At 62.5% G+C, this 22,328-nt stretch carries 10 protein-coding genes and 1 pseudogene; 2 read left to right on the top strand and 9 right to left on the bottom strand.

The window, feature by feature from the left end; translation table 11 throughout:
* Window positions 1-213 precede the first annotated feature (213 nt).
* Window positions 214-13,167, top strand: coding sequence for a non-ribosomal peptide synthetase (locus tag CAF92_RS15145; protein WP_085601252.1), 12,954 nt, complete (start codon window positions 214-216; stop codon window positions 13,165-13,167).
* Between the two features lie 209 nt (window positions 13,168-13,376).
* Here the strand turns inward: CAF92_RS15145 and CAF92_RS15150 are convergent, their stop codons facing one another.
* The 6 genes from CAF92_RS15150 to CAF92_RS26845 all read right to left on the bottom strand — a co-directional run bounded on the left by CAF92_RS15150 (window position 13,377) and on the right by CAF92_RS26845 (window position 17,982).
* Window positions 13,377-14,105: an ATP-binding cassette domain-containing protein gene (locus CAF92_RS15150; protein ID WP_085601253.1), complete on the bottom strand. Its 729-nt coding sequence runs from the start codon at window positions 14,103-14,105 to the stop codon at window positions 13,377-13,379.
* Window positions 14,106-14,861, bottom strand: a complete 756-nt coding sequence (locus CAF92_RS15155) for an ABC transporter permease (protein WP_085601254.1) — start codon at window positions 14,859-14,861, stop codon at window positions 14,106-14,108.
* A complete protein-coding gene (locus CAF92_RS15160) occupies window positions 14,834-16,060 on the bottom strand; it encodes a YcaO-like family protein (protein ID WP_085601255.1) in 1,227 nt (408 codons plus the stop codon). Before CAF92_RS15160 ends, CAF92_RS15155 begins: the two co-directional genes overlap by 28 nt.
* A 4-nt stretch (window positions 16,061-16,064) precedes the next feature.
* A complete protein-coding gene (locus tag CAF92_RS15165) occupies window positions 16,065-16,856 on the bottom strand; it encodes a SagB/ThcOx family dehydrogenase (protein ID WP_085601256.1) in 792 nt (263 codons plus the stop codon).
* Between the two features lie 2 nt (window positions 16,857-16,858).
* Complete coding sequence (locus tag CAF92_RS15170; RefSeq protein ID WP_158090603.1) at window positions 16,859-17,719, bottom strand: McbB family protein; 861 nt, start codon at window positions 17,717-17,719, stop codon at window positions 16,859-16,861.
* A 62-nt stretch (window positions 17,720-17,781) separates the two neighbouring features.
* Window positions 17,782-17,982 (bottom strand): hypothetical protein, encoded by a 201-nt coding sequence (locus tag CAF92_RS26845; RefSeq protein WP_143516140.1) that lies wholly within the window; start codon window positions 17,980-17,982, stop codon window positions 17,782-17,784.
* A 373-nt stretch (window positions 17,983-18,355) separates the two neighbouring features.
* Between CAF92_RS26845 and CAF92_RS15175 the strand changes: the two are divergent.
* A pseudogene (locus CAF92_RS15175) lies at window positions 18,356-18,652 on the top strand (phosphopantetheine-binding protein); the annotation flags it as partial.
* A 278-nt stretch (window positions 18,653-18,930) separates the two neighbouring features.
* On the opposite strand, the gene dsbG reads toward CAF92_RS15175, so the two are convergent.
* From dsbG to dsbD, 3 genes are read right to left on the bottom strand one after another with little or no spacing between them, the layout of a single operon-like run.
* Window positions 18,931-19,689, bottom strand: a complete 759-nt coding sequence (dsbG, locus tag CAF92_RS15185) for a thiol:disulfide interchange protein DsbG (RefSeq protein WP_046615068.1) — start codon at window positions 19,687-19,689, stop codon at window positions 18,931-18,933.
* Window position 19,690: 1 nt separating this feature from the next.
* Entirely contained in the window at window positions 19,691-20,548 is an 858-nt protein-coding gene (locus tag CAF92_RS15190; protein ID WP_085601259.1) for a TlpA disulfide reductase family protein, read from the bottom strand.
* Window positions 20,548-22,263, bottom strand: coding sequence for a protein-disulfide reductase DsbD (gene dsbD / locus CAF92_RS15195; protein ID WP_085601260.1), 1,716 nt, complete (start codon window positions 22,261-22,263; stop codon window positions 20,548-20,550). The genes CAF92_RS15190 and dsbD overlap by 1 nt, the downstream gene beginning before the upstream one ends.
* Window positions 22,264-22,328 lie beyond the last annotated feature (65 nt).

Consider the following 22,328-nt stretch of genomic DNA (forward strand, 5'->3'; position numbering starts at 1 on the left):
TCGAGCGCTGCCCGGGCAGCGCTCGGTCTCACAGGCGCAACATCTCTCATGGCAAACACCTGGCAACCCTCACGCGCCCCAAAGCCTCACCGCCGCTAATTTCTCCCCCCGCCCATCCGTTCCCCTGTGTACACCTCAGGCCGCCACATGCCGCTGCGCCCACGTTCGTGCAGCAGCCGGCCCGACCCAACCAGACACTGGCAGGAACACCCCATGACGGACGCCTTCGAACTCCCGCTCTCGCTGGTCCAGGCCCTGGCGCAACGCGCCGTGCAGACCCCGGACAAAGTCGCCTTGCGCTTTCTGGCCGACGCTCCCGGCGAGCAGGCCGTGCTCAGCTACCGGGACCTCGATCAGCGTGCGCGCACCATCGCTGCTGCCTTGCAAACCCGTGCTGGCTTCGGCGACCGCGCGGTGCTGTTGTTCCCCAGCGGGCCTGACTATGTGGCGGCATTCTTCGGCTGCCTGTACGCCGGCGTGATTGCGGTGCCGGCCTACCCACCGGAGTCCGCGCGCCCGCACCACCAGCAGCGCTTGCTGTCGATCATCGACGACGCCGAGCCGCGCCTGCTGCTGACCGTCGCGGCCCTGCACGACAGCCTGCAGGGCCTGGAGGCCCTGACGGCAGCCAACGCCCCTGAATTGCTGGCGGTGGATGGTCTGGACCTGGCACTGGCTGCAAACTGGCGCGAGCCCGCGCTCAAGGGTGATGATATCGCCTTCCTGCAGTACACCTCTGGCTCCACCGCGCTGCCCAAGGGCGTGCAGGTCAGCCATGGCAACCTGGTGGCCAACGAACAACTGATCCGCCAAGGCTTTGGCATCGACCTCAACCCCGACGACGTGATCGTCAGCTGGCTACCGCTGTACCACGACATGGGCCTGATCGGCGGCCTGTTGCAGCCGATCTTCAGCGGTGTGCCCTGCGTACTGATGTCGCCGGGCTACTTCCTGGCCCGGCCGCTGCGCTGGTTGCAGGCCATCAGCGAATACGGCGGCACCATCAGCGGCGGCCCCGACTTCGCCTACCGGCTGTGCAGCGAGCGGGTCAGCGAGGCCTCCCTGGCCGGGCTCGACCTAAGCCGCTGGCGGGTGGCCTATTCGGGCTCCGAGCCGATCCGCCAGGACAGCCTGGCGGCCTTTGCCCACAAGTTTCAGGCCTGCGGCTTCGACCCGCAGAGCTTCTTCGCCAGTTACGGCCTGGCCGAGGCGACCCTGTTCGTCAGCGGCAGCCGCCGTGGCCAGGGTATCGCCGCGCTGGAGCTGGACGCCGAAGCCTTCGCCGCCAACCGTGCCGAACCTGGCAAGGGCAGTGTGCTGATGAGCTGTGGCTACCCGCAGCCCGGGCATGCCGTGCGCATTGTCGAACCAAAAAGCCTGCAGGTGCTGGGCGACAACCAGGTGGGCGAGATCTGGGCCGGTGGCCCGAGCATCGCGCAGGGCTACTGGCGCAACCCCGAGGCCAGCGCTCGCACCTTCGTCGAGATGGACGGCCAGACCTGGCTGCGTACCGGCGACCTGGGCTTCATGCGCCAAGGCGAAGTGTTCGTCACCGGGCGCCTGAAGGACATGCTGATCGTGCGTGGGCAGAACCTGTACCCGCAGGACCTGGAAAAGACCCTCGAGCGCGAAGTGGATGTGCTGCGCAAAGGCCGCGTGGCAGTGTTCGCCGTCGAGCAGCAAGGCGAGGAGGGCATTGGCGTGGCGGTGGAAGTCAGCCGCAACGTGCAGAAGGCGATCAAGCCCCGGGAACTGATCAGGACCCTGCGCCAGGTGATCGCCGACGCCTGCCGCCAGGCCCCGGCCGTTGTCCTGCTGCTGAACCCGGGGGCGCTGCCCAAGACCTCCAGCGGCAAGCTGCAGCGTTCGGCCTGCCGCCTGCGCATGGACGATGGCAGCCTGGACTGCTACGCCCGCTTCCCTGAGGTGGGCGAGCCCGTTGCCGCGGATGCCGCCGGCGGTGAGCTGCAGGTGCGCATCGCCGGGGTGTGGCGCGACATCCTCAAGGTCGAGGCGGTGGCGGCAGACGACCACTTCCTGCTGCTGGGCGGCAACTCCATCGCCGCCACCCACGCCACTGCACGCCTGGCCGAGGAACTGGGCATCGAGCTGGGCCTGCGCACCCTATTCGAGGCGCCGATACTGGCTGACTACGCCAAGGCCGTGGCCGCGATCATCGCCGAAGGCGGTGGCCGGGTCGGCGCCATCGCTACTCTGGAGCGCACCCAGGCGCTGCCCCAGTCGCTGGCGCAAAACCGCCTGTGGCTGCTATGGCAATTGGACCCGCAGTCGGCGGCCTACAACATTCCGGCTGGCCTGCAGTTGCGCGGCGAGCTGGACGAAAACGCACTGGAAGCGGCCTTCCAGGCGCTGGTGGCGCGCCATGAATCGCTGCGTACCCTGTTTGCCGAAGAGAACGGCCAAGCCCTGCAGCGCATCCAGGCGCAGCAGCCGTTCGAGCTTCGCCGCCTGGACCTCGAAGGCCAGGCCGCCGAACAGGTCGCCGCCCAACGTGAAACCGAAGCTCGCCAGCCGTTCGACCTGACCCGGGGGCCGTTGCTGCGCGTGACGCTGGCGCGTCTGGACGATGAACACCATCAACTGTGGGTGACCCTGCACCATATCGTCGCCGACGGCTGGTCGCTGAACATCCTGCTCGACGAATTCGCCAAACTGTACGCCGCCCATTGCCAGGGCATCGAGGCCAACCTGGCACCGCTGACCCTGGGTTATGCCGACTACGGTACCTGGCAGCGACAGTGGCTGGCCGCAGGCGAAGCCGAGCGCCAACTGCAGCACTGGAAGGAGTGTCTGGGGGATGAACTGCCGGTGCTCGACCTGTGCACCGACCACCCGCGCACCAGCCAGCGCGACCACCGCGCCGTCCGCTTCAATCTCAAGGTACCGGCCAGGCTAACCGAAGCACTCAAGGGCCTGGCCCGCGAACAGCAGGCCAGCCTGTTCATGGTGCTGCTGGCCGGCTGGCAGGCGCTGCTGCATCGCTACAGTGGGCAGGCAGATATCCGTGTCGGCGTGCCCAACGCCAACCGCCCGCGCCTTGAAACCCAAGGCATGGTTGGCTTCTTCATCAACACCCAGGTGCTGCGTGCGCAACTCGATGGCCGCCTGCCGTTCGACCAGTTGCTGGCCCAGGTGCGCCAGGCCACCCTGGATGCCCAGGCCAACCAGGATCTGCCGTTCGAGCAACTGCTCGAAGCCTTGCCCGAGGCTCGCGAGCAAGGTCTGTTCCAGGTCATGTTCAACCACCAGCAACGTGACCTGTCCGCCCTGCGCCGCTTGCCGGGCCTGCTCGCCGAAGAGCTGCCTTGGCACAGCCGTGAAGCCAAGTTCGACTTGCAGTTGCACAGTGAAGAAGACCACCAGGGCCGCCTGAGCCTGGCCTTCGACTATGCCGCCGAACTGTTCGATACCAGCACCATCAAGCGCCTGGCCCAACACCTGCTGGCCCTGCTCGAGCAGGTGTGCGCCAGGCCGCAGCGGGCGTTGGGCGAGGTGCAATTGCTCGACGAGCCTGGCCGCGCGCAATTACTGAGCTGGGGCGAGGCACCCGCTGCGGCGCCCCAGCGCCTGCTGGTCGAGCAGCTCAATGACCAGGCATGCCTGACCCCGCAGCGTACCGCCCTGGTGTGGGACGGTGGCAGCCTGGATTACGCCGAGTTGCACCAGCAAGCCAACCGTCTGGCCCACTACCTGCGTGACAAAGGCGTGGGCCCCGACACTTGCGTGGCCATCGCCGTCGAGCGTTCGCCGCAGCTGCTGGTTGGCCTGCTGGCCATTCTCAAGGCCGGTGGTGCCTATGTGCCGCTGGACGTCGATTACCCGGCCGAGCGCCTGGCCTACATGCTCGCCGACTGCAACGCAGGCCTGCTGCTGAGCCACAGCACCCTGCTGGGCAAGCTGCCACAGGTTGACGGCGTCAGCGCCATCGCCCTCGACCAGCTGCACCTGGACAGCTGGCCAAGCCATGCCCCTGGCCTGCACCTGCATGGCGACAACCTGGCCTATGTGATCTACACCTCCGGTTCCACCGGCCAGCCCAAGGGCGTGGGCAATACTCATGCGGCACTGGCCGAGCGCCTGCAATGGATGCAGGCCAGCTATGCGCTGGACGACAGCGACGTGCTGATGCAGAAGGCGCCGATCAGCTTCGACGTTTCGGTGTGGGAATGCTTCTGGCCACTGGTGACTGGTTGCAAGCTGGTGCTCGCCGGCCCTGGCGAGCACCGCGACCCGCAGCGCATCGCCGCGTTGGTGCAGGCCCATGGCGTGACCACGCTGCACTTCGTGCCGCCGCTGTTGCAGGTGTTCGTCCAGGAGCCGCAGGCGGGTGCCTGCAGCAGCCTGCGCCGGCTGTTCTCCGGTGGCGAAGCGCTGTCCGCTGCGCTGCGTGACCGCGTGCTGCAGGTGCTGCCACAGGTGCAACTGCACAACCGCTATGGCCCGACCGAAACCGCCATCAACGTCACCCACTGGCACTGCCAGGCCACCGATGGCGAACGCTCGCCGATCGGCCGCCCGCTGGGCAATGTGCTGTGCCGAGTGCTGGACGACGAACTGGAGCTGACCGCCCCCGGTGTACCGGGCGAGTTGTACCTCGGCGGTGCCGGCCTGGCCCGTGGCTATCTGGGGCGTCCGGGGCTCACCGCCGAACGTTTCGTGCCCCGCGCCGACGGCAATGGCGAGCGCCTTTACCGCAGTGGCGACCGCGCCCGCTGGCAGGTACAGACCGAGGCGCTGGAGTACCTTGGCCGCCTCGACCAGCAGGTCAAGGTGCGTGGCTTCCGTGTCGAACCCGAGGAAGTCCAGGCCTGCCTGCTGGCGCAAGCTGGGGTCGAACAGGCACTGGTGCTGATTCACAGGGATGCCATCGGCGCGCAACTGGTCGGCTACTACAGTGGCAGCGCCCAGCCTGATGCATTGCTGACGGTGCTGGCTGAACAACTACCGACCTACATGGTGCCGGCACAACTTATCCCGTTGACGCAGATGCCACTGGGCCCCAGCGGCAAGGTCGATCGCAAGGCGTTGCCGGCCCCGGTGTGGCAGCAGCGGGAGCACGTCGAGCCGCAAACCGGGTTGCAGCAGCAGGTCGCTGCCATCTGGCGTGAGGTGCTGAACCTGCCGCGCGTTGGCCTGCAGGACGACTTCTTCGCCCTCGGTGGCCATTCGCTGCTGGCCACTCAAATTGTTTCGCGCACACGCCAGGCCTGCGATGTCGAGCTGCCGCTCAAGGCCTTGTTCGAAGCCAGCGAGCTGGGCGCCTTCTGTGCCGAGATCGCGCGTATCCGCGCTGCCGGTGAGCGCAACCTGCAAGGTGCAATCGCCCGCGTCGACCGCCGCCAGGCGGTGCCGCTGTCGTACTCGCAGCAGCGCATGTGGTTCCTCTGGCAAATGGAGCCAGGTAGCCCGGCGTACAACGTCGGCGGCATGGCGCGCCTGCGCGGCACCCTGCATGTGGATGCCTTCGAGCGTGCGCTGCAGGCGCTGGTGGTACGGCATGAAACCCTGCGCACCACCTTCCCAAGCATCGATGGTGTGCCGTATCAGTGCGTAGCCGAAGACAGCAGCCTGCACCTCGATTGGCAGGACTTCAGCGCCTTGCCCACCGATGCCCGCCAGCAACGCCTGCAACAACTGGCCGACGACCAGGCGCACCAGCCGTTCGACCTGGAGCGCGGTCCGTTGCTGCGTGCCTGTCTGGTCAAAGCCCAAGAGCGCGAGCATTTCTTCGTGCTGACCCTGCACCATATCGTCACCGAAGGCTGGGCCATGGACATCTTCGCCCGCGAACTGGGCGAGCTGTACGAGGCCTTCGTCGATGACCGCGAATCGCCGCTGGCGCCGCTGCCGGTGCAGTACCTGGAATACAGCGTGTGGCAACGGCAATGGCTGGAAAGCGGCGAGGGTGCACGACAGCTGGCCTACTGGCAGGCCCGCCTGGGCGATGAGCATCCGGTACTGGCGCTGCCTGCCGACCGCCCGCGCCCGGCAGTGCAGAGCTACCGTGGCGGGCTGTACCGCTTCGAGCTCGACCCGGCGCTGGTTGCCCGCGTACATGCCTTCAACAGCCAGCGCGGCCTGACGTTGTTCATGACCATGACTGCCACCCTGGCCGCCATGCTGCACCGCTACAGCGGCCAGCGTGACTTGCGCATTGGCGCGCCGGTGGCCAACCGCATCCGCCCGGAAAGCGAAGGGCTGATTGGCGCGTTCCTCAACACCCAGGTGCTGCGTTGCGAGCTGGACGGCCAGATGACCGCCGCACTGTTGCTGGAGCAGGTACGGCAGGCTGCCATCGAAGGCCAGTCCCACCAGGACCTGCCGTTCGACCAGTTGGTGGAAGCCCTGCAGCCACCGCGCAGCAGCACCTATAACCCGCTGTTCCAGGTGATGTGCAACGTGCAGCGCTGGGCCTTCCAGCAAAGCCGTCAACTTGCCGGCATGCAGGTGGATTACCTGGTCAACGACGCCAGCGCCACCAAGTTCGACCTGTACCTGGAGGTGACCGACCTCGACGGCCGCCTGGGTTGCTGCCTGACCTACAGCCGCGACCTGTTCGACGAACCACGTATCGCACGCATGGCCGAGCACTGGCAGCAACTGCTGGCCGGCATGCTCGACAACCCGCACCAGCGCCTGTGCGAGCTGCCGATGCTGAGCGGCGCCGAGCAGCAGGTGCTGGCGGGCCAGTTGCAGGGCGAGCTGGATTTCGCTCTCGACCAGACCGTGCATGGCCTGTTCGCCGCGCAGGCTGCGCGCACGCCACACGCTGGCGCGTTGACCTTTGCCGGCCGGCACATGACCTATGCCGAACTCGACCAGCAGGCCAACCGCCTGGCCCGCGCCCTGCGCGAGCGTGGCGTCGGCCCGCAGGTGCGCGTGGGCCTGGCGCTGGAGCGTTCGCTGGAAATGGTCGTCGGCCTGCTGGCCATCCTCAAGGCCGGTGGCGCCTACGTGCCGCTCGACCCCGAGTACCCACTCGACCGCCTGCGCTACATGATCGAAGACAGCTGCATCGGCCTGCTGCTCAGCCAGCGCGCGCTACTGCAAACCTTGGGGCAGTTGCCTGAAGGCGTGGCGCGTTGGAGCCTGGAGGACGACAGCGCCAGCCTGTCGGCCTACAGCGATGCGCCGCTGGACAACCTCAACCTGCCGCAGCACCAGGCTTACCTGATCTACACCTCTGGCTCCACCGGCAAGCCCAAGGGCGTGGTAGTCAGCCACGGCGAGTTCGCCATGCATTGCCAGGCGGTGATCGACGCGTTCGGCATGCACAGCGAGGACTGCGAGCTGCACTTCTATTCGATCAATTTCGACGCTGCCAGCGAACGCCTGTGGGTGCCGCTGCTGTGCGGCGCCCGCGTGGTGCTGCGCGCCCAGGGGCAGTGGGGCGCCGAAGACATCTGCCAGCTGGTGCGCGAGCAGCAGGTGAGCATCCTCGGCTTCACGCCCAGCTACGGCAGCCAGTTGGCGCAGTACCTGGCCGGGCAGGGCGAGCAGTTGCCAGTGCGCCTGGTCATTACCGGTGGTGAAGCGCTGACCGGTGAACACCTGCAGCGCATCCGCCAGGCTTTCGCGCCGCAGCAGTTCTTCAACGCCTACGGGCCGACCGAAACCGTGGTCATGCCGCTGGCCTGCCTGGCACCACAGACACTGCCGGCGGAGTTGGGCAGCGTGCCGATCGGCCGCGTCATCGGTAACCGCACGGCCTACATTCTCGACGAAGACCTTGCCCTGTTGCCGCAAGGCGGTATTGGCGAGCTGTATGTCGGCGGTGCCGGCCTGGCCCAGGGCTACCACGACCGCGCGGGCCTCAGCGCCGAGCGCTTCGTCGCCGACCCGTTCGGCAGCGAAGGCGGACGCCTGTATCGCACCGGTGACCTGGTGCGCCTGGGCAGCGATGGCCTGGTCGAGTACGTCGGCCGCGCCGATCAGCAGGTGAAAATCCGCGGTTTCCGGATCGAGCTGGGCGAAATCGAAAGCCGCCTGCAGGCGCATGCCGATGTCGACGAGGCTGTGGTACTGGCCCTCGACCTGCCGGGCGGCAAGCAACTGGTGGGTTATCTGGTGTGCAGGCAGGCCGCTGCCGACAGCGAGGCCCAGGGCCTGCTGCGCGACGCGGTAAAAGCCGAAGCCCGCCAGCACCTGCCGGACTACATGGTGCCGGCGCACCTGGTGCTGCTCGACAGCCTGCCACTGATGGGCAACGGCAAGCTCGACCGCCGTGCGCTGCCGCTGCCGGACCTGGAACAGGCACGCCAGCAGTACCAGGCGCCTGGCAACGAGGTGCAAGCGCAACTGGCGCAGATCTGGCGCGACGTGCTCAACGTTGCCCAGGTCGGCGTGCAGGACAACTTCTTCGAACTGGGCGGCGACTCGATCCTGTCGATCCAGGTGGTCAGCCGGGCTCGTCAGGCCGGCTTGCAGTTCACCCCGCGCGACCTGTTCCAGCATCAGACCATCCAGACCCTGGCTGCCATCGTTCAGCGCAGCGAAGCCGCCAGCAGCATCGAACAGGGCCCGCGCCAGGGGCAGGCCGGCCTCACGCCGATCCAGCACTGGTTCTTCGACAGTGAAGTGCCACAGCCGCAACACTGGAACCAGGCTGTTCTGCTGGAGGCGCGCAAGCCGCTGGATGAGGGGGTACTGGAGCGCGCCTTGGCCGCCCTGGTGCAGCACCACGACAGCCTGCGCCTGCGCTTCAGCCGGGCCCAGGGCCGCTGGCAGGCCGAATATGCTTCGCCTGCCTCCGGGCAGTTGCTGTGGACAGCCACCGTCGCCGATTTCGCCGATTGCCAGCCGCTGTACACCGACCTGCAACGCAGCCTCGACCTGGAGCAGGGCCCACTGTTGCGTGCCTTGCTGGTAAATGACGGGCAGGGCGGCCAGCGCCTGTTGCTGGCGATCCATCACCTGGTGGTCGATGGCGTGTCGTGGCGCGTGCTGCTGGAAGACCTGCAGGCGCTGTACCGCGGCCAGCCGCTGCCGGCCAAGACCCACGCCATGGGCGACTGGGCCTCACGCCTGGCCAGCTATGCCGGCAGCGATTCGCTGCGCGACGAGCTGGGCTGGTGGCAGGGCCAGTTGGGTGGCGTGCGCCGCGAACTGCCATGCGATCACCCGCAGGGCGGCAACCTGCACCGCCACGCCCGTACCCTGGCCATCGGCCTGGATGTGGCGCAGACCCGGCAGTTGCTGCAACAGGCCCCGGCGGCCTACCACACCCAGGTCAACGATCTGCTGCTGACCGCGCTGGCGCGTGCCTTGTGCCGCTGGAGCGGCGATGAAGAAGTGCTGGTACAGCTTGAAGGCCATGGCCGTGACGGGCTGTTCGAAGACATGGACCTGACCCGCAGCGTCGGCTGGTTCACCAACGCCTACCCGCTGAGCCTGCGCCCGCTGCCTGGCGAGGACGACGCGGCGCGGGCCGGTTCGATCAAGCGCATCAAGGAGCAGCTGCGCCAGGTACCGCACAAAGGCCTGGGTTACGGCGTGCTGCGCTACCTGGCCGATACGGCAGGGCGCGAGCAGATGGCGGCCCTGCCGCAGGCACGCATCACCTTCAACTACCTGGGCCAGTTCGACCAGCAGTTCGACAGCACAGCCCTGCTCCAGCCGCTGGACGCCCCAGCCGGCCTGGCCCATGACCTGGATGCGCCGCTGCCCAACTGGTTGAGTGTCGATGGCCAGGTGTATGGCGGCGCCCTGCAGCTGCGCTGGACCTTCAGCACCGAGCGCTATGACGAGCGGACCATCGCCGGCCTGGCCGAAGCCTACCGCCAGGAGCTGCTGGCGCTGGTCGAGCATTGCCTGGCTGATGGCAACGGCAGTTTCACCCCCTCGGACTTCCCGCTGGCGCACCTGACCCAGGCGCAGATCGACGCGCTGCCGGTACCGGCAGCACAGATCGAGGACGTCTACCCGCTGACGCCTATGCAGGAGGGCATGCTGCTGCACACCCTGCTGGAGCCGGGCACTGGCCTCTACTACATGCAGGACCGCTACCGCATCAACAGCGCGCTCGACCCCGAACGCTTCGCCCAGGCGTGGCAGGCGGTGGTGGCGCGCCACGAAGCGCTACGCGCATCGTTCAGCTGGAACACCGGCGAGGCGATGCTGCAGATCATCCACAAGCCGGGCAACACGCCGGTGGACTACCAGGACTGGCGTGGCCTCGACGACGACGCCCAGGAGCAGCGCCTGCAGGGCCTGCACAAGCAGGAGCGCGAGGCAGGTTTCGCCCTGCTCAGCGAGGCGCCGTTCCACCTGCGCCTGGTGCGTGTGGCCGACGAGCGCTACTGGTTCATGATGAGCAACCACCACATCCTCATCGATGCCTGGTGCCGTTCGCTGTTGATGAACGATTTCTTCGAGATCTACCAGGCCCTCGGCGAGGGGCGCCAGGCCCGCTTGCCGGTGCCACCGCGTTACCGCGACTACATTGGTTGGCTGCAACGCCAGGGCCTGGACGACGCGCGAGCCTGGTGGCAGGCGAACCTGGCCGGCTTCGAACGCGCCACCACCATCCCCAGCGACCGCCCGCTGCGCCACGACCATGCCGGTAGCGGCATGATCGTTGGCGACTGTTACACCCGCCTGGCGGTGAGCGACGGCGTGCGCCTGCGTGAACTGGCCCAGGCCCACCAGCTCACCGTCAACACCTTCGCCCAGGCGGCCTGGGCCCTGGTGCTGGCGCGCTACAGCGGCGACCGCGACGTGATCTTTGGCGTGACCGTGGCCGGGCGCCCGGTGAGCATGCCGCAGATGCAGCGTACCGTCGGCCTGTTCATCAACAGCGTCGCCCTGCGCGTGCAATTGCCGGTGGCGGGTGAGCGCTGCAGTGTGCGCCAGTGGTTGCAAGGCCTGCTGGAGCGCAACATGGAGCTGCGTGAGTACGAATACCTGCCGCTGGTGGCGATCCAGGAATGCAGCGAGCTGCCCAAGGGCCAGCCGCTGTTCGACAGCCTGTTCGTGTTCGAGAACGCGCCGGTGGAAACTGCCGTGCTCGACCACGCCCAGCACCTGAATGCCAGCTCCGACTCGGGCCGTACCCACACCAACTTCCCGCTGACAGCGGTGTGCTACCCGGGCGATGACCTTGGCCTGCATCTGTCGTTCGACCAGAGGTACTTCGACTACCCGACCGTCGAGCGCCTGCTGGCCGAGTTCAAGCGCCTGCTGCTGGCGCTGGTGCAAGGCTTTGAAGGGGAGATGAGCGCGCTGCCGTTGCTGGGCGCCGAGGAGCAGCGTTTCTTGCTGGAGGACTGCAACCACACTGCGCGCGCCTACCCGTTGGAACAGAGCTACATCGCGCAGTTCGAGGCGCAGGTGGCCGCACATCCGCAGCGTACCGTGGCCCGGTGCCTGGACGCGTCCTACGACTACGCCGGCTTGAACCTGGCGGCCAACCGCCTGGGCCATGCCTTGATCGCTGCGGGTGTGAATGTGGACCAGCCGGTGGCACTGCTGGCCGAGCGTGGGCTACCGCTGCTGGGCATGATCGTCGGCAGCTTCAAGGCCGGCGCCGGCTACCTGCCACTGGACCCGGGCCTGCCGGCGGCGCGCCTGCAAAGCATCATCCAGCTAAGCCGTACACCCGTGCTGGTGTGCAGCGCGGCCTGTGCCGGGCAAGGGCGGCAGTTGCTGGGCGAGCTGGAGGCAGCGGTGCGGCCGCAGCTGCTGATCTGGGAAGACATCCAGGCCAGCCCGGTGGCCAGCCACAACCCCGGCATTCACAGCGGGCCGGATAACCTCGCCTATGTGATCTACACCTCAGGCTCCACTGGCCTGCCGAAGGGTGTAATGGTCGAGCAGCGCGGCATGCTCAACAACCAGCTGAGCAAGGTGCCGTACCTGGCGCTTGGCGAGCACGACGTGATTGCCCAGACGGCTTCGCAGAGCTTCGACATTTCGGTTTGGCAGTTCCTTGCCGCGCCGCTGTTCGGCGCCAGGGTGGAGATCGTGCCGAACGCCATCGCCCATGACCCGCACGGCCTGCTGGCGCATGTGCAGGCCACCGGCATCAGCGTGCTGGAGAGCGTGCCGTCGCTGATCCAGGGCATGCTGGCCAACGATCACCAGGCCCTCGATGGCCTGCGCTGGATGCTGCCGACCGGCGAGGCCATGCCTCCGGAGCTGGCGGCGCAGTGGTTGCAGCGCTACCCGCAGATCGGCCTGGTCAACGCCTACGGCCCGGCGGAGTGCTCCGATGACGTGGCGTTCTTCCGCGTCGATGCCGCCTCGACCCGTGGCAGCTACCTGCCGATCGGCACGCCAACCGACAACAACCGCCTGTATCTGTACGGCGAGGACCAGACGCTGGTACCGCTGGGGGCGACGGGTGAGTTGTGCGTGGCTGGCACCGGGGTGGGCCGTGGCTATGTCGGCGACCCGGTGCGCACGGCGCTGGCGTTCATTCCCCATCCTCATGGTGCACCGGGCGAACGCCTGTATCGCACGGGCGACCTGGCGCGGCAGCGCCAGGACGGGGTGCTTGAGTATGTCGGTCGCATCGACCATCAGGTGAAGATTCGCGGTTACCGCATCGAACTGGGCGAAATCGAAGCCCGCCTGCACGAACAGCCGGAGATCCGCGACGCTGCCGTTGGCGTGCAGGAGGGCACCAATGGCAAGCACCTGGTGGGTTACCTGGTGGCGCATCAGGGCGTTGCTGCCGACGCTGCGTTGCTGGAACAGCTAAAGCAGCGCCTGCGTGCCGAGTTGCCGGAGTATATGGTCCCACTGCACTGGGGCTGGTTCGACAGCCTGCCGCACAACGCCAACGGCAAGCTCGACCGCAAGGCCCTGCCGGCCATCGACATCGGTGGCCAGCACAGCCAGGCTTACCAGGCGCCGCGCAATGAACTGGAAGAGGTACTGGCCGGTATCTGGGCCGATGTGCTCAAGGCCGAGCGGGTCGGGGTGCACGACAACTTCTTCGAGCTGGGCGGGCATTCGCTGCTGGCCACGCAAATCGCCTCGCGGGTGCAGAAGCAGTTGCAGTTGAACGTGCCGCTGCGGGCGATGTTCGAGTGCAGCACGGTGGAGGAACTGGCGGTGTATGTGCAGGGGCTGCAGGGCAGTGTGCTGGATGACGACAAGGTCGACCGGCTCAGCGACCTGATGGCTGAGCTGGAGGGCTTGTGACCTGAGCAGGTGAGGCCAGCACCGCCCCTGGATTGGTGCACAAAAGTTGAAATTGCTGGGGCCGCTATGCGGCCCTTTCGCGACACAAGGCCGCTCCTACAGCTACGGCGTTGTTCTCGAGGTTTGGCGCAGTACCTGTGGGTGCGGGCATGCCCGCGAACAGCGGCACATCCGGTGCCATACCGCACCTTTCCCATGGTTCTTCGTCATCATGATGCGGCCCCGATTTTTTCCTGCGACATCGACGCATTGATGAATGCTTCATCATAAGAGTTTGCATGGTAGCGAGCGAGAAACTCATGAGCATTTTCAAATGGCTCGAGGTGTTGATGAGCGAGCATGTAGAAACGATGGCAGTTTGTGGCAATTTCCTCGGTATAGTGAGATGAAATCAAAACACTAGCCCCGTTTTTGCACGCGTTTTTTATACCTAGCCAAATGTGGTGCCTGAATTCTGGGTCTACCCCCGCAGTAGGCTCGTCGAGGATGATCAGGTCGCTGCCCATGAGCAGTAGCGTCAGTGTGACAAAGCTCCGGACTTCGCCATAGCTGCAAGTAGATGCCTTTTTCTTGTAGATTTCAGCATACCGTTTCGACAGGGACGGTGACCATTCAGTGAGGCGAGAAAGCACCTCGCAGTGATCCGGTGCAGATCTGGAGTTTAAATGTGTTATCAGTTGATAGACTTCGCTCATCCTGAGCAAGGGCGGTGGTGTCAGTACTTGAGTCAGGTAAGCCTGTTGTCTGGATGAATTTGTGATTGTGCCGTTGCTTGGTTTTCTGATGTTGCAGATCAGGTCGAAAAGTGTGGTTTTTCCTGCTCCGTTACTACCCAGTATGCCGACTGCTTCTCCTTTTTTTAGGTTTAGTGTGATGTTCTGTAATAATGGTTTTTTGTTGTGCGAGAAGCCGAGATTGTTGGTGTTTAGTAGGTTCACTTAATATCGACTCCAGATGGGTTGGATTCTGAACAGTCGCCCTGTCAAATAGAGTCCGGCTGTTGAGCTGACAAAGGCTGCGAAAAAGCTGGTGGCGAGTGGTAGCTCTCCGTTTATTATTTTTGTGCTTAAGTGCAAGGGGTTGATCAAAGCTGGCCAATGAGTGTCATTTGCTTGTGTGGCACCTAAGTAACCAGAAAGGAGCATAAGGAATGAAAGAAGCGAGAATAATGTGCCGGCAGTACTGAATTTGATCGGCATTGCGGCGATCGCCAGGCCGATGCAGGAAAATATCATATAGCTTGTATAGAACGCGGCTGTGAGATGCAGGAATTCCGGCAGCGAATAGAGACCGTAAAGTGGTTTGGAAATGAAGTAGAAGAAACTAGCGTATATGACGCTGACCAGCGTATAGCTGATGGCATGTGATGTAAGGAAAAGCGTGATCGCCTCTCGTTGGTAGATGAATGAACGTACGAAACCGCTTTCTCGTCTGCCGATCAGGTAAAAACTGAGGCCAAAGAAGGCGACGTTTGCAGCGATGTAGGCGTAAAACCAGGCAGCAGAGGATATATATGTTGAGTCTGATGGGGCTGTGAGTGAGGAGCTTTGCCTGAGCAATACAAACATCAAACAGGGTGCTGCAGCAGTCCATAGCAATGCTGTGGGTTCTCGCAGATGCTCAAGGAGCAATATCTTGGCGACAGAGACGATCTGTTTTGTTCGCGTTACGGTATGTGGTCCTTGGGGGGGCATGGGAAAGGTACCATTTGGGTTAGTTGTTCTGGAATGATGGATTTATAAAAGGTTCGAGAATAGTTGTTTAGTGTGTTGAAGGAAAAGGAGTTGTTCATGTGAAGGAATAGGTTTGGCGATATGTATTTGCAAAAATACAGGTTTGATCGGGCTGCGGGCATGTGTGATAAATAGAGGTAGCCATCAAGGTTGAGGCGTCTGATAGTGTTGATCAGGTTTCGGCAGTTGAAGGGGATTGGTGAGCGGTTGATGATAGAAGGGTTGGATGTGATTTGAGTTGAAATTTGAACGAAGGTCTCGTATTTGTTGCAACTCATGAAGTGTTTTAGGTAAGGGTCTTCGATGTCGTTTTCTTGCGAGTTGCTGCTATCGATAGATAACATGTATCGAAATGTTTGCCATAACTCGACTGTAGCCTTTTTTAGTGCATTGCCAGGTGTGTCGGCATACGCCATGCCTGCGCAAAATCCAACTTTTGCGTCTTTTTTGTGCTTGTTGCCGTAGCAGAATAATATGCAGCTGCCAGGGAAGCGTTCGTCCGTGAGGTCTAGGATAATTGTCTCGCCTGATTTGGCAAATTCTCTGAAGAGTTCAAGGCTGGGGCAATCCGTAAGCATGGCACAGGCCTTATCTTGTTTGATCACCGCCTTACAGGTTTTAGTCAGCCAAAATCGTAGAAGAAATTGTCGCTCTAAGGCTTCTTTAAGCGCGCCTGTGACAGCGGCTTCAATGTCTACATGCGCGCTGCAGCCACAAGTATCACCCATCGGGTAGATTTGGTTGTCAATGGGATTTCTGCATGGTGAAATGGAAATGCAGACGGTGGGTATGAGGCAGCGCGAAAAGTCAGAGATCCTATAAACATTCGTGCGGTCAAAACGGTGGTGCTTCAGTAGGTTGCCTCCACCATTCATAGCCGTTTGCGAGAGCGCTTCGATAAATGCTTTATGCTCCTCGGCCGTAAGGCCTGCATCTAGCGTGTTTGTGTCGTGGACAGGGACATCCAGGTAGAAGTGCTTACGTTCGAAGTGTTCACCGATTGCTGTTTTGATTACGTCAGATGACCAGTCGCTGCTTGAACCGTATGTCCGCCATCGGCTGCCACATTCTACAGTGTGTGGGATGTGGGTCACTGCACTCGGTCGCAAGAGTTCAAAATCTACCCGCGAAGGGGTATGGATCTCGTTATAGAAATTCATTGACTCACCCAACTAGCTGAATGCATGTAGGCAGAAATAACGCTGGGTTCAAATTAAGCCCATTTGTTACTTCGTGGTCGGTAAAGCCCGACCACGGCCTTCCTTCTAAACCAAGTTCTTTGCAGCGTAGGTCTGTGAGCATATACATCGAGCCCGTTTCCATCAGTGCGAGACGATAACCTCGATACCGATACTTGAATAGCGCCTTGGGTAAGTAAATGAAGTAGGCGATAGCGAGTGCTGGGGAGCCTATGTTGCTGCAGTCTGGCACGATTGCTCGAGAGAGTTTGTCGATATCAATTGTTGGGGTGTGTGCCTCAAGTGTTTTTGATGATGGAAGCAGGTGCAAAGCGTTGCTTTGAGTTGGCCAGTGGTCGATCTTGTTGTGCAGGTTGATGCAAAATACTTCTACTGGGTAAAGTGCTCCACCGCTGGGGTAACCTCTTTTATAACTAAGTTCATTCTTTTTTAATAGCGGTGCGAGTAGCGAGCGGACGGTATCGAAAGCTATGGTGTGCCCTTGGAAATGAGGGCAAGAATCATTTCTTCGTAGGCAGTGATTTGCAGGTAAGGTGCTGAGGCTGAGCGCTGTGTGGTTGCTTGAATTTGTGAGGACGTTAAGTGGGAGTTCGTTTCCTGTTAGTTCCTCTAGTGGCTTTGATGGGATGTTGTGAAGGGTACTTATATGTTGTGTTGATCGATGGATCGTATAGTTCCCTTTGGCGTGAAAGGCTAAGGTGTCATCCATGACTTCAGGAGTGATGTATTTGAGATACTGATCGTGAGCAATAGTCATGGTTAAGATTCCAAGCATTGGCAGAGTGGCCAGTGAAAACTGCTGTCCTCAATAAGTGTGCCGTCGTCAAGATTTAGTGTTCTGGAAAGCAAGACTCGGTCTTGGGTAATCTTTGACTTTTGAGGTTGCGTGAATTTGCTTATGAATGAAGTGATGGTGCCGATGATCAATGCAGTCTGGAGGTCGTCTATAGGGGTTTTCGGTAAGTCAATCTTTTGTGCTCGGCAAAAGGTCAAGATCTTGCTCCAGTGATGTTGGCTGCTTCTCAATGTTTCATAATGTGTGATTCGATCAAGCGTGCAAAAAGCACAGGGATTACCTATTGATGGTATGTAAGGTTCAGTTAAGTGGAACTGATTACCGCTAATGTATCCAATGCTTGCTCCGCAGTGGTTATTTTGTTTCAGTAATTTTGTGTAGTTGAATCTGAGTGATTCGGGGCGAAGCTTGAGACACGCGAATACAAATAGGGTGGGTGATGTTATTTCAGGTATATGGGTTGCTGGGAGGCTTTGCGTTTTAATTACCCCGTGCGATTTGCTTTCAATGTGGTTCTTGAGTGTATTGGGGATTTCCATGTCGCTATAAAGTATGGCGTTTTCGAAATAGGGGGCGTTTGTTTGGTCGCCGACGATTAGTATGGATTTGAGGAACTCAATAGAGCTCTGAAGGTGTAGGCCTTCTTTTGTTAATATTTGCTCAAGTTCGTCGCGGTGGAGGAGGGAGGACTGTGTGTCAGCAATGTGTCGTAATGCTTTTGCTAATTTGGGATCTGTGATTTTGGTGAAGCCTGTGGAGGAGAAGATCATTGGCTCGGAATCAAAGTTGAGGATTTCATAGTTGTGGATTCTTAGCATCTTCATCGTCATTTCCTGGTAAGTGAGGCGGGCGCCAGTTGTACGGCCACTGGGCGCCCGCTGTTTACTTAGCGTTCTTCCTGTTTGAGGGTGTCGAGATCAATATTGTTATGTCCACCACTGCCGCCGTTACAGCCACCACCGCCACCGCATCCACCACTTCCGCCGCAGCCGCCTTTGCTACCAGATCCTCCGAAGAATTCCGACTCCATGTTGCAGTCTTTATCGAACTCCAATGTCATTAGGGTGATGCCAAATTGATTGCTCATTTAACTCTCCTTCAGTGTGTCCCCGAACGCCGGGGTGACTGCAGGTTTAGAGTTGAACTTGATGTCCGTCAAGTTTGTCGCGGGTTGATTCGCTGCTAACGCCGCTATCTGGTTGTTTAAGTTTTAGTTGGTGTTGTGGGAATTGGCTGAGGGGTGTCTCTGATGAAAGTCCAATGATTAGTGCGAAAGTGAGAAGCTTCCTACTTTGGTGTAGGGCTGGTCTGTATGTCTCGTGAGATTGATATGTGATTCGGTGGTGAGTGTTCTTTTTGTGATTGGTGGAGTGGAAGTGTGTTTATTGTTTTGGATGTGGAAGTTAGTGTTTCAATATGTAAAACCTGCTCGTGATTCAGAGAAATGCGCTACTTGATGAGCTCCGAGCAATGAGCTGGAAGAGGTACTGGCCGGTATCTGGGCCGATGTGCTCAAGGCCGAGCGGGTCGGGGTGCACGACAACTTCTTCGAGCTGGGCGGGCATTCGCTGCTGGCCACGCAAATCGCCTCGCGGGTGCAGAAGCAGTTGCAGTTGAACGTGCCGCTGCGGGCGATGTTCGATTGCAGCACGGTGGAGGAACTGGCGGTGTATGTGCAGGGGCTGAAGGGCAGTGTGCTGGATGACGACAAGGTCGACCGGCTCAGCGACCTGATGGCTGAGCTGGAGGGCTTGTGACCTGAGCAGGTGAGGCCAGCACCGCCCCTGGATTGGTGCACAAAAGTTGAAATTGCTGGGGCCGCTATGCGGCCCTTTCGCGACACAAGGCCGCTCCTACAGCTACGGCGTTGTTCTCGAGGTTTGGCGCAGTACCTGTGGGAGCGGGCATGCCCGCGAACACCGGCGCAGCCGGTGCCATAAACCGCATTGAGTTCTTCGCGGGCTTGCCCGCTCCCACAGGGCCGCCACAGCCTTGTGCTGCGAATGGGCTGCAAGGCAGCCCCGGCGATTTCACATCAGCGCTTGCCGAGAATCTTCCCAAGCAACTCCGGCCGCGGCGCGCCTTGCTGGCTCTGCAGGTTGCCCTGGTCATCCTGATAGAAGATCGCCGGGGTCGCCTGCAAGCCCATTTCTTCCATCAGCGCCATGTTCGCCGCCAGCTTTTGCTGCACCGCCTCCGGTACCTGCTCCAGTGCTTTCAACTTGCTGGCCTTGCCCGCTTTTTCATGCTCGTGCAGTGCCTTGGCCGGGTCTTTCGCCGCCAGCAGCGCCGCCGACTTGCCCGGGCTGTCCTCGCGGATGATGCCGACCATGATATGGCGCAACTGCACCTTGCCCGACTCGACCCACGGCCGCGCCTGCTCCCAGAACATGTTGCAGTACGGGCAGTTGGGGTCGCTGAACAGGTACACCTTGCGCGGCGCATCGTCCTTGCCGTCGGCGATCCAGGAGGTTTTTTCCATCTTCGCCCATATTTCCTTGCTCATCGGCGCATACACCAGCTTTTTCAGCGGCTCGGCACTGAGGTCGTTGCCCTGTTCGTCGAACAGGCTGCCTACCAGTACATGCTTGCCGTCAGGGGTGAGGTACAGGGCCAGGCCGTTATTCTGGTACTCGGCGGCATACCCGCGCAGGCCGTTGGGGGCGTCGAAGCTGCCTTTGATCACGGCGCCCTTGGCTTGCAGTTGCGCAATCGCCTTGGGCAGCTCTTCGGCCTGCAGGGTGGGGGCAGCCAGCAGGGCCAGGGACAGGGGCAGCAGTGCAGTCAGTCGCATGTCAGTTTCCTTGTGCGGCAGGGGCGGGCGCGGTGGCCCGGTCGAAAGGCTCCAGGGCGTGGCGCAGGCTGGCCCGGGAAAGCTCGCCCAGATGGCTGCCGACCAGGCGCCCGTCGGCGTCGTAGAACAAAGTGGTGGGCAGGGCCATGGAGCCGACGCGCTGGGCCAGCAGACCGGTGCCATCGAACAGCACGTGGGTCAGGCTCAAGCCGGTAGTGGCGAGAAAGGTGCTGACGTTTTCCGGGGTCTCGCCCTGGTTGACGAACAGGAAGGTCACGTGCGGGTAAGCGCTTTGCGCCTGTTGCAGCACCGGCATTTCGCGTCGGCAGGGTGGGCACCAGGTGGCCCAGATGTTGATGACCAGCGGTTTGCCGCGGTAGCTGTGCAACGCTACGGATTGGCCGTTGGCCTTGCGCAGGCTCAGCTCGGGCAGTTCGGTGCCCTTGCTGTACAGGTGGCCACCGAGGCTGGCCAGGCCCCAGAACAGCGCGCCGCTGAACAGCGCCCAGCCCAGCGGGCGGCGCAGGCCCGGATGGCGCCAGCCCTGCCACAGGGCGCCGAGCACGATGCCGGCGAGGCCCGACCAGAACAGGAAGCCGCCATCCCGGATATCGATGATCTGCAGCGGGTCGTCCTGGTACATCGGCCAGTAGGCCAGCACGAAGCCGGCGCGTGCGCACAGCAAGCCGATCAGGAACAGGTTGAACAGTGCCGATTCCGGGCTCTCGCCGCCACGCCGGGCGACCCACCAGCCGACCATGCTGGCGATCACCAGGGCAGTGAGCATCAGCAGGTGGTTGAGGGCCATGGTCAGTGGCCCGAGGGTTACGGTCAGTGGCCCGAGGGTTACGGTCAGCATCAGCCTTGGCTCCTGGTCTGGGTCCAGTGTTGCAGGAAGGCGGCTGCATCTACCTCACCGGTGATGCGCCGCGCGCGGCGTTCGTCGCCTTCCGGGCCGACCCAGATGATGCTGGGCGGGCCGGGTACCTGGTAGCGCTGGAGCAGGGCCTGGCTGGCCGGGGTGTCGGCGGTCACGTCCAGGCGCAGCAGGTGCACACCGGCCAGGCCGGCCTGCACGTCGCTGCGGGCGAACACCTGTTTTTCCATGACCTTGCACGACACGCACCAGTCGGCATAGTAGTCGAGCATCACCCACTGGCCACGGGCCTTGGCCGCATCCAGTTCGCGTTGCAGGTCTTCGGGGCGGCTGACGGTGACGAAGGCGTCTTCGGTGTGCTGGCCGCTGGCCTGCGTGGCGCCGCCACCGGCGAACGGGCGCAGTGGCTGCCAGAGGTCGTCGCCACCGGCCGCCGCCCCCACCAGCAGCAGGCCGCCCCACAGGGCACCCAGCAGCGGCAAGGCTCGCAGTGCCGGCAATCGCTGCAGGGCCGGCCAGGCAGCCCAGGCCAGGGCGATCAGCAAGGCGCCGCTCAGGGCCAGCAGCAATGCTGCGGGCAGCAGGCTGCGCAAGGTGTATAGCGCCATGCCCAGGAACACGAAACCGAACACGCCCTTGACCCGGTTCATCCAGGCGCCCGGGCGGGGCAGGTAGCGGTTGCCGAGGGTAACCAGCAACAGCAGCGGCACGCCCATGCCCAGGCCGAGGCTGAACAGCACCAGCGCCCCTTGCAGCACATCGCCGCTCTGGGCGATGTACAGCAGCGCGCCGGCCAACGGTGCGGTCATGCACGGGCCCATCAGCAGGCCGGACAACGCGCCAAGTAGCGCCGCGCCATACAGGTTGCCGCCACGGGTACCTTGCCCGGCGCGGTCGAGGCGGTCACGCACGGCTGCGGGCAGTTGTAGTTCGAAGGCGCCGAACATCGGCAGGGCCAGCAGCACGAACAGCCCCGCCAGGCTGCCCAGCAGCCAGGGTTGTTGCAGCCAGGCCTGCAGGCTGGCACCCAGCAGCGCGGCGACCACCCCCAGGGCGGCATACACCAGGGCCATGCTCAGTACATAGACCCCGGCCAGGATCCAGCCGCGCCTGGCGCTGGCGCCATTGCCCAGTACCAGCCCGGCGAGGATCGGCAGCATCGGCAGGGAGCAGGGGGTAAAGGCCAGCAACAGGCCCAGGCCGAAGAACGCCAGCAGGCTCCAGGCCAGGTGGCCTTGTTGCAGGTCGCTGGCCAGGGCCTGGTCACTGGCTTGTTCGGCCGCCGGGGCCACACTGCCGCCCAGGTCGATCAGCGTGGTTTGCGGCGGGTAGCACAGGCCCGCATCGGCACAGCCCTGCCAGCCCAGGCGCAACTGACCCTGGGCACCGGCCGGGAGCAGCAGTTCGAGCTGGTCGCGGTACACCGCGCTGTCGCCGAAGAACTCGTCGTGATGGTTGAGGGCGGCCGGCAGTTGCGGGTGCTGCTCGGCAGGCAGGCCGTCGAACTTCAGGCGCTTCTGATACAGGTAGTAGCCAGGCTGGATCTGGAAGAACAGGCGCATTTGGCCGTCGGCCTGGCGGTCGTGGGTAAGCACGAAGGCCTGGTTGACCGGCAGGAAGTCCGGTTTGACATCGAACGGGTTGGCCTGCAACGGGCCGGCAAGCAGCAGAGTCATTAAGAGCAGGAGGACGCGCATGTCTTCGCCTTGGCAGTACGTTGAAAGGGGTCATGCTGGCTTGGGTCGATTAACCCAAGGTTAAC

It is taken from the genome of Pseudomonas sp. B10(2017) (genome assembly GCF_002113295.1).
Lineage (GTDB): Bacteria > Pseudomonadota > Gammaproteobacteria > Pseudomonadales > Pseudomonadaceae > Aquipseudomonas > Aquipseudomonas pudica.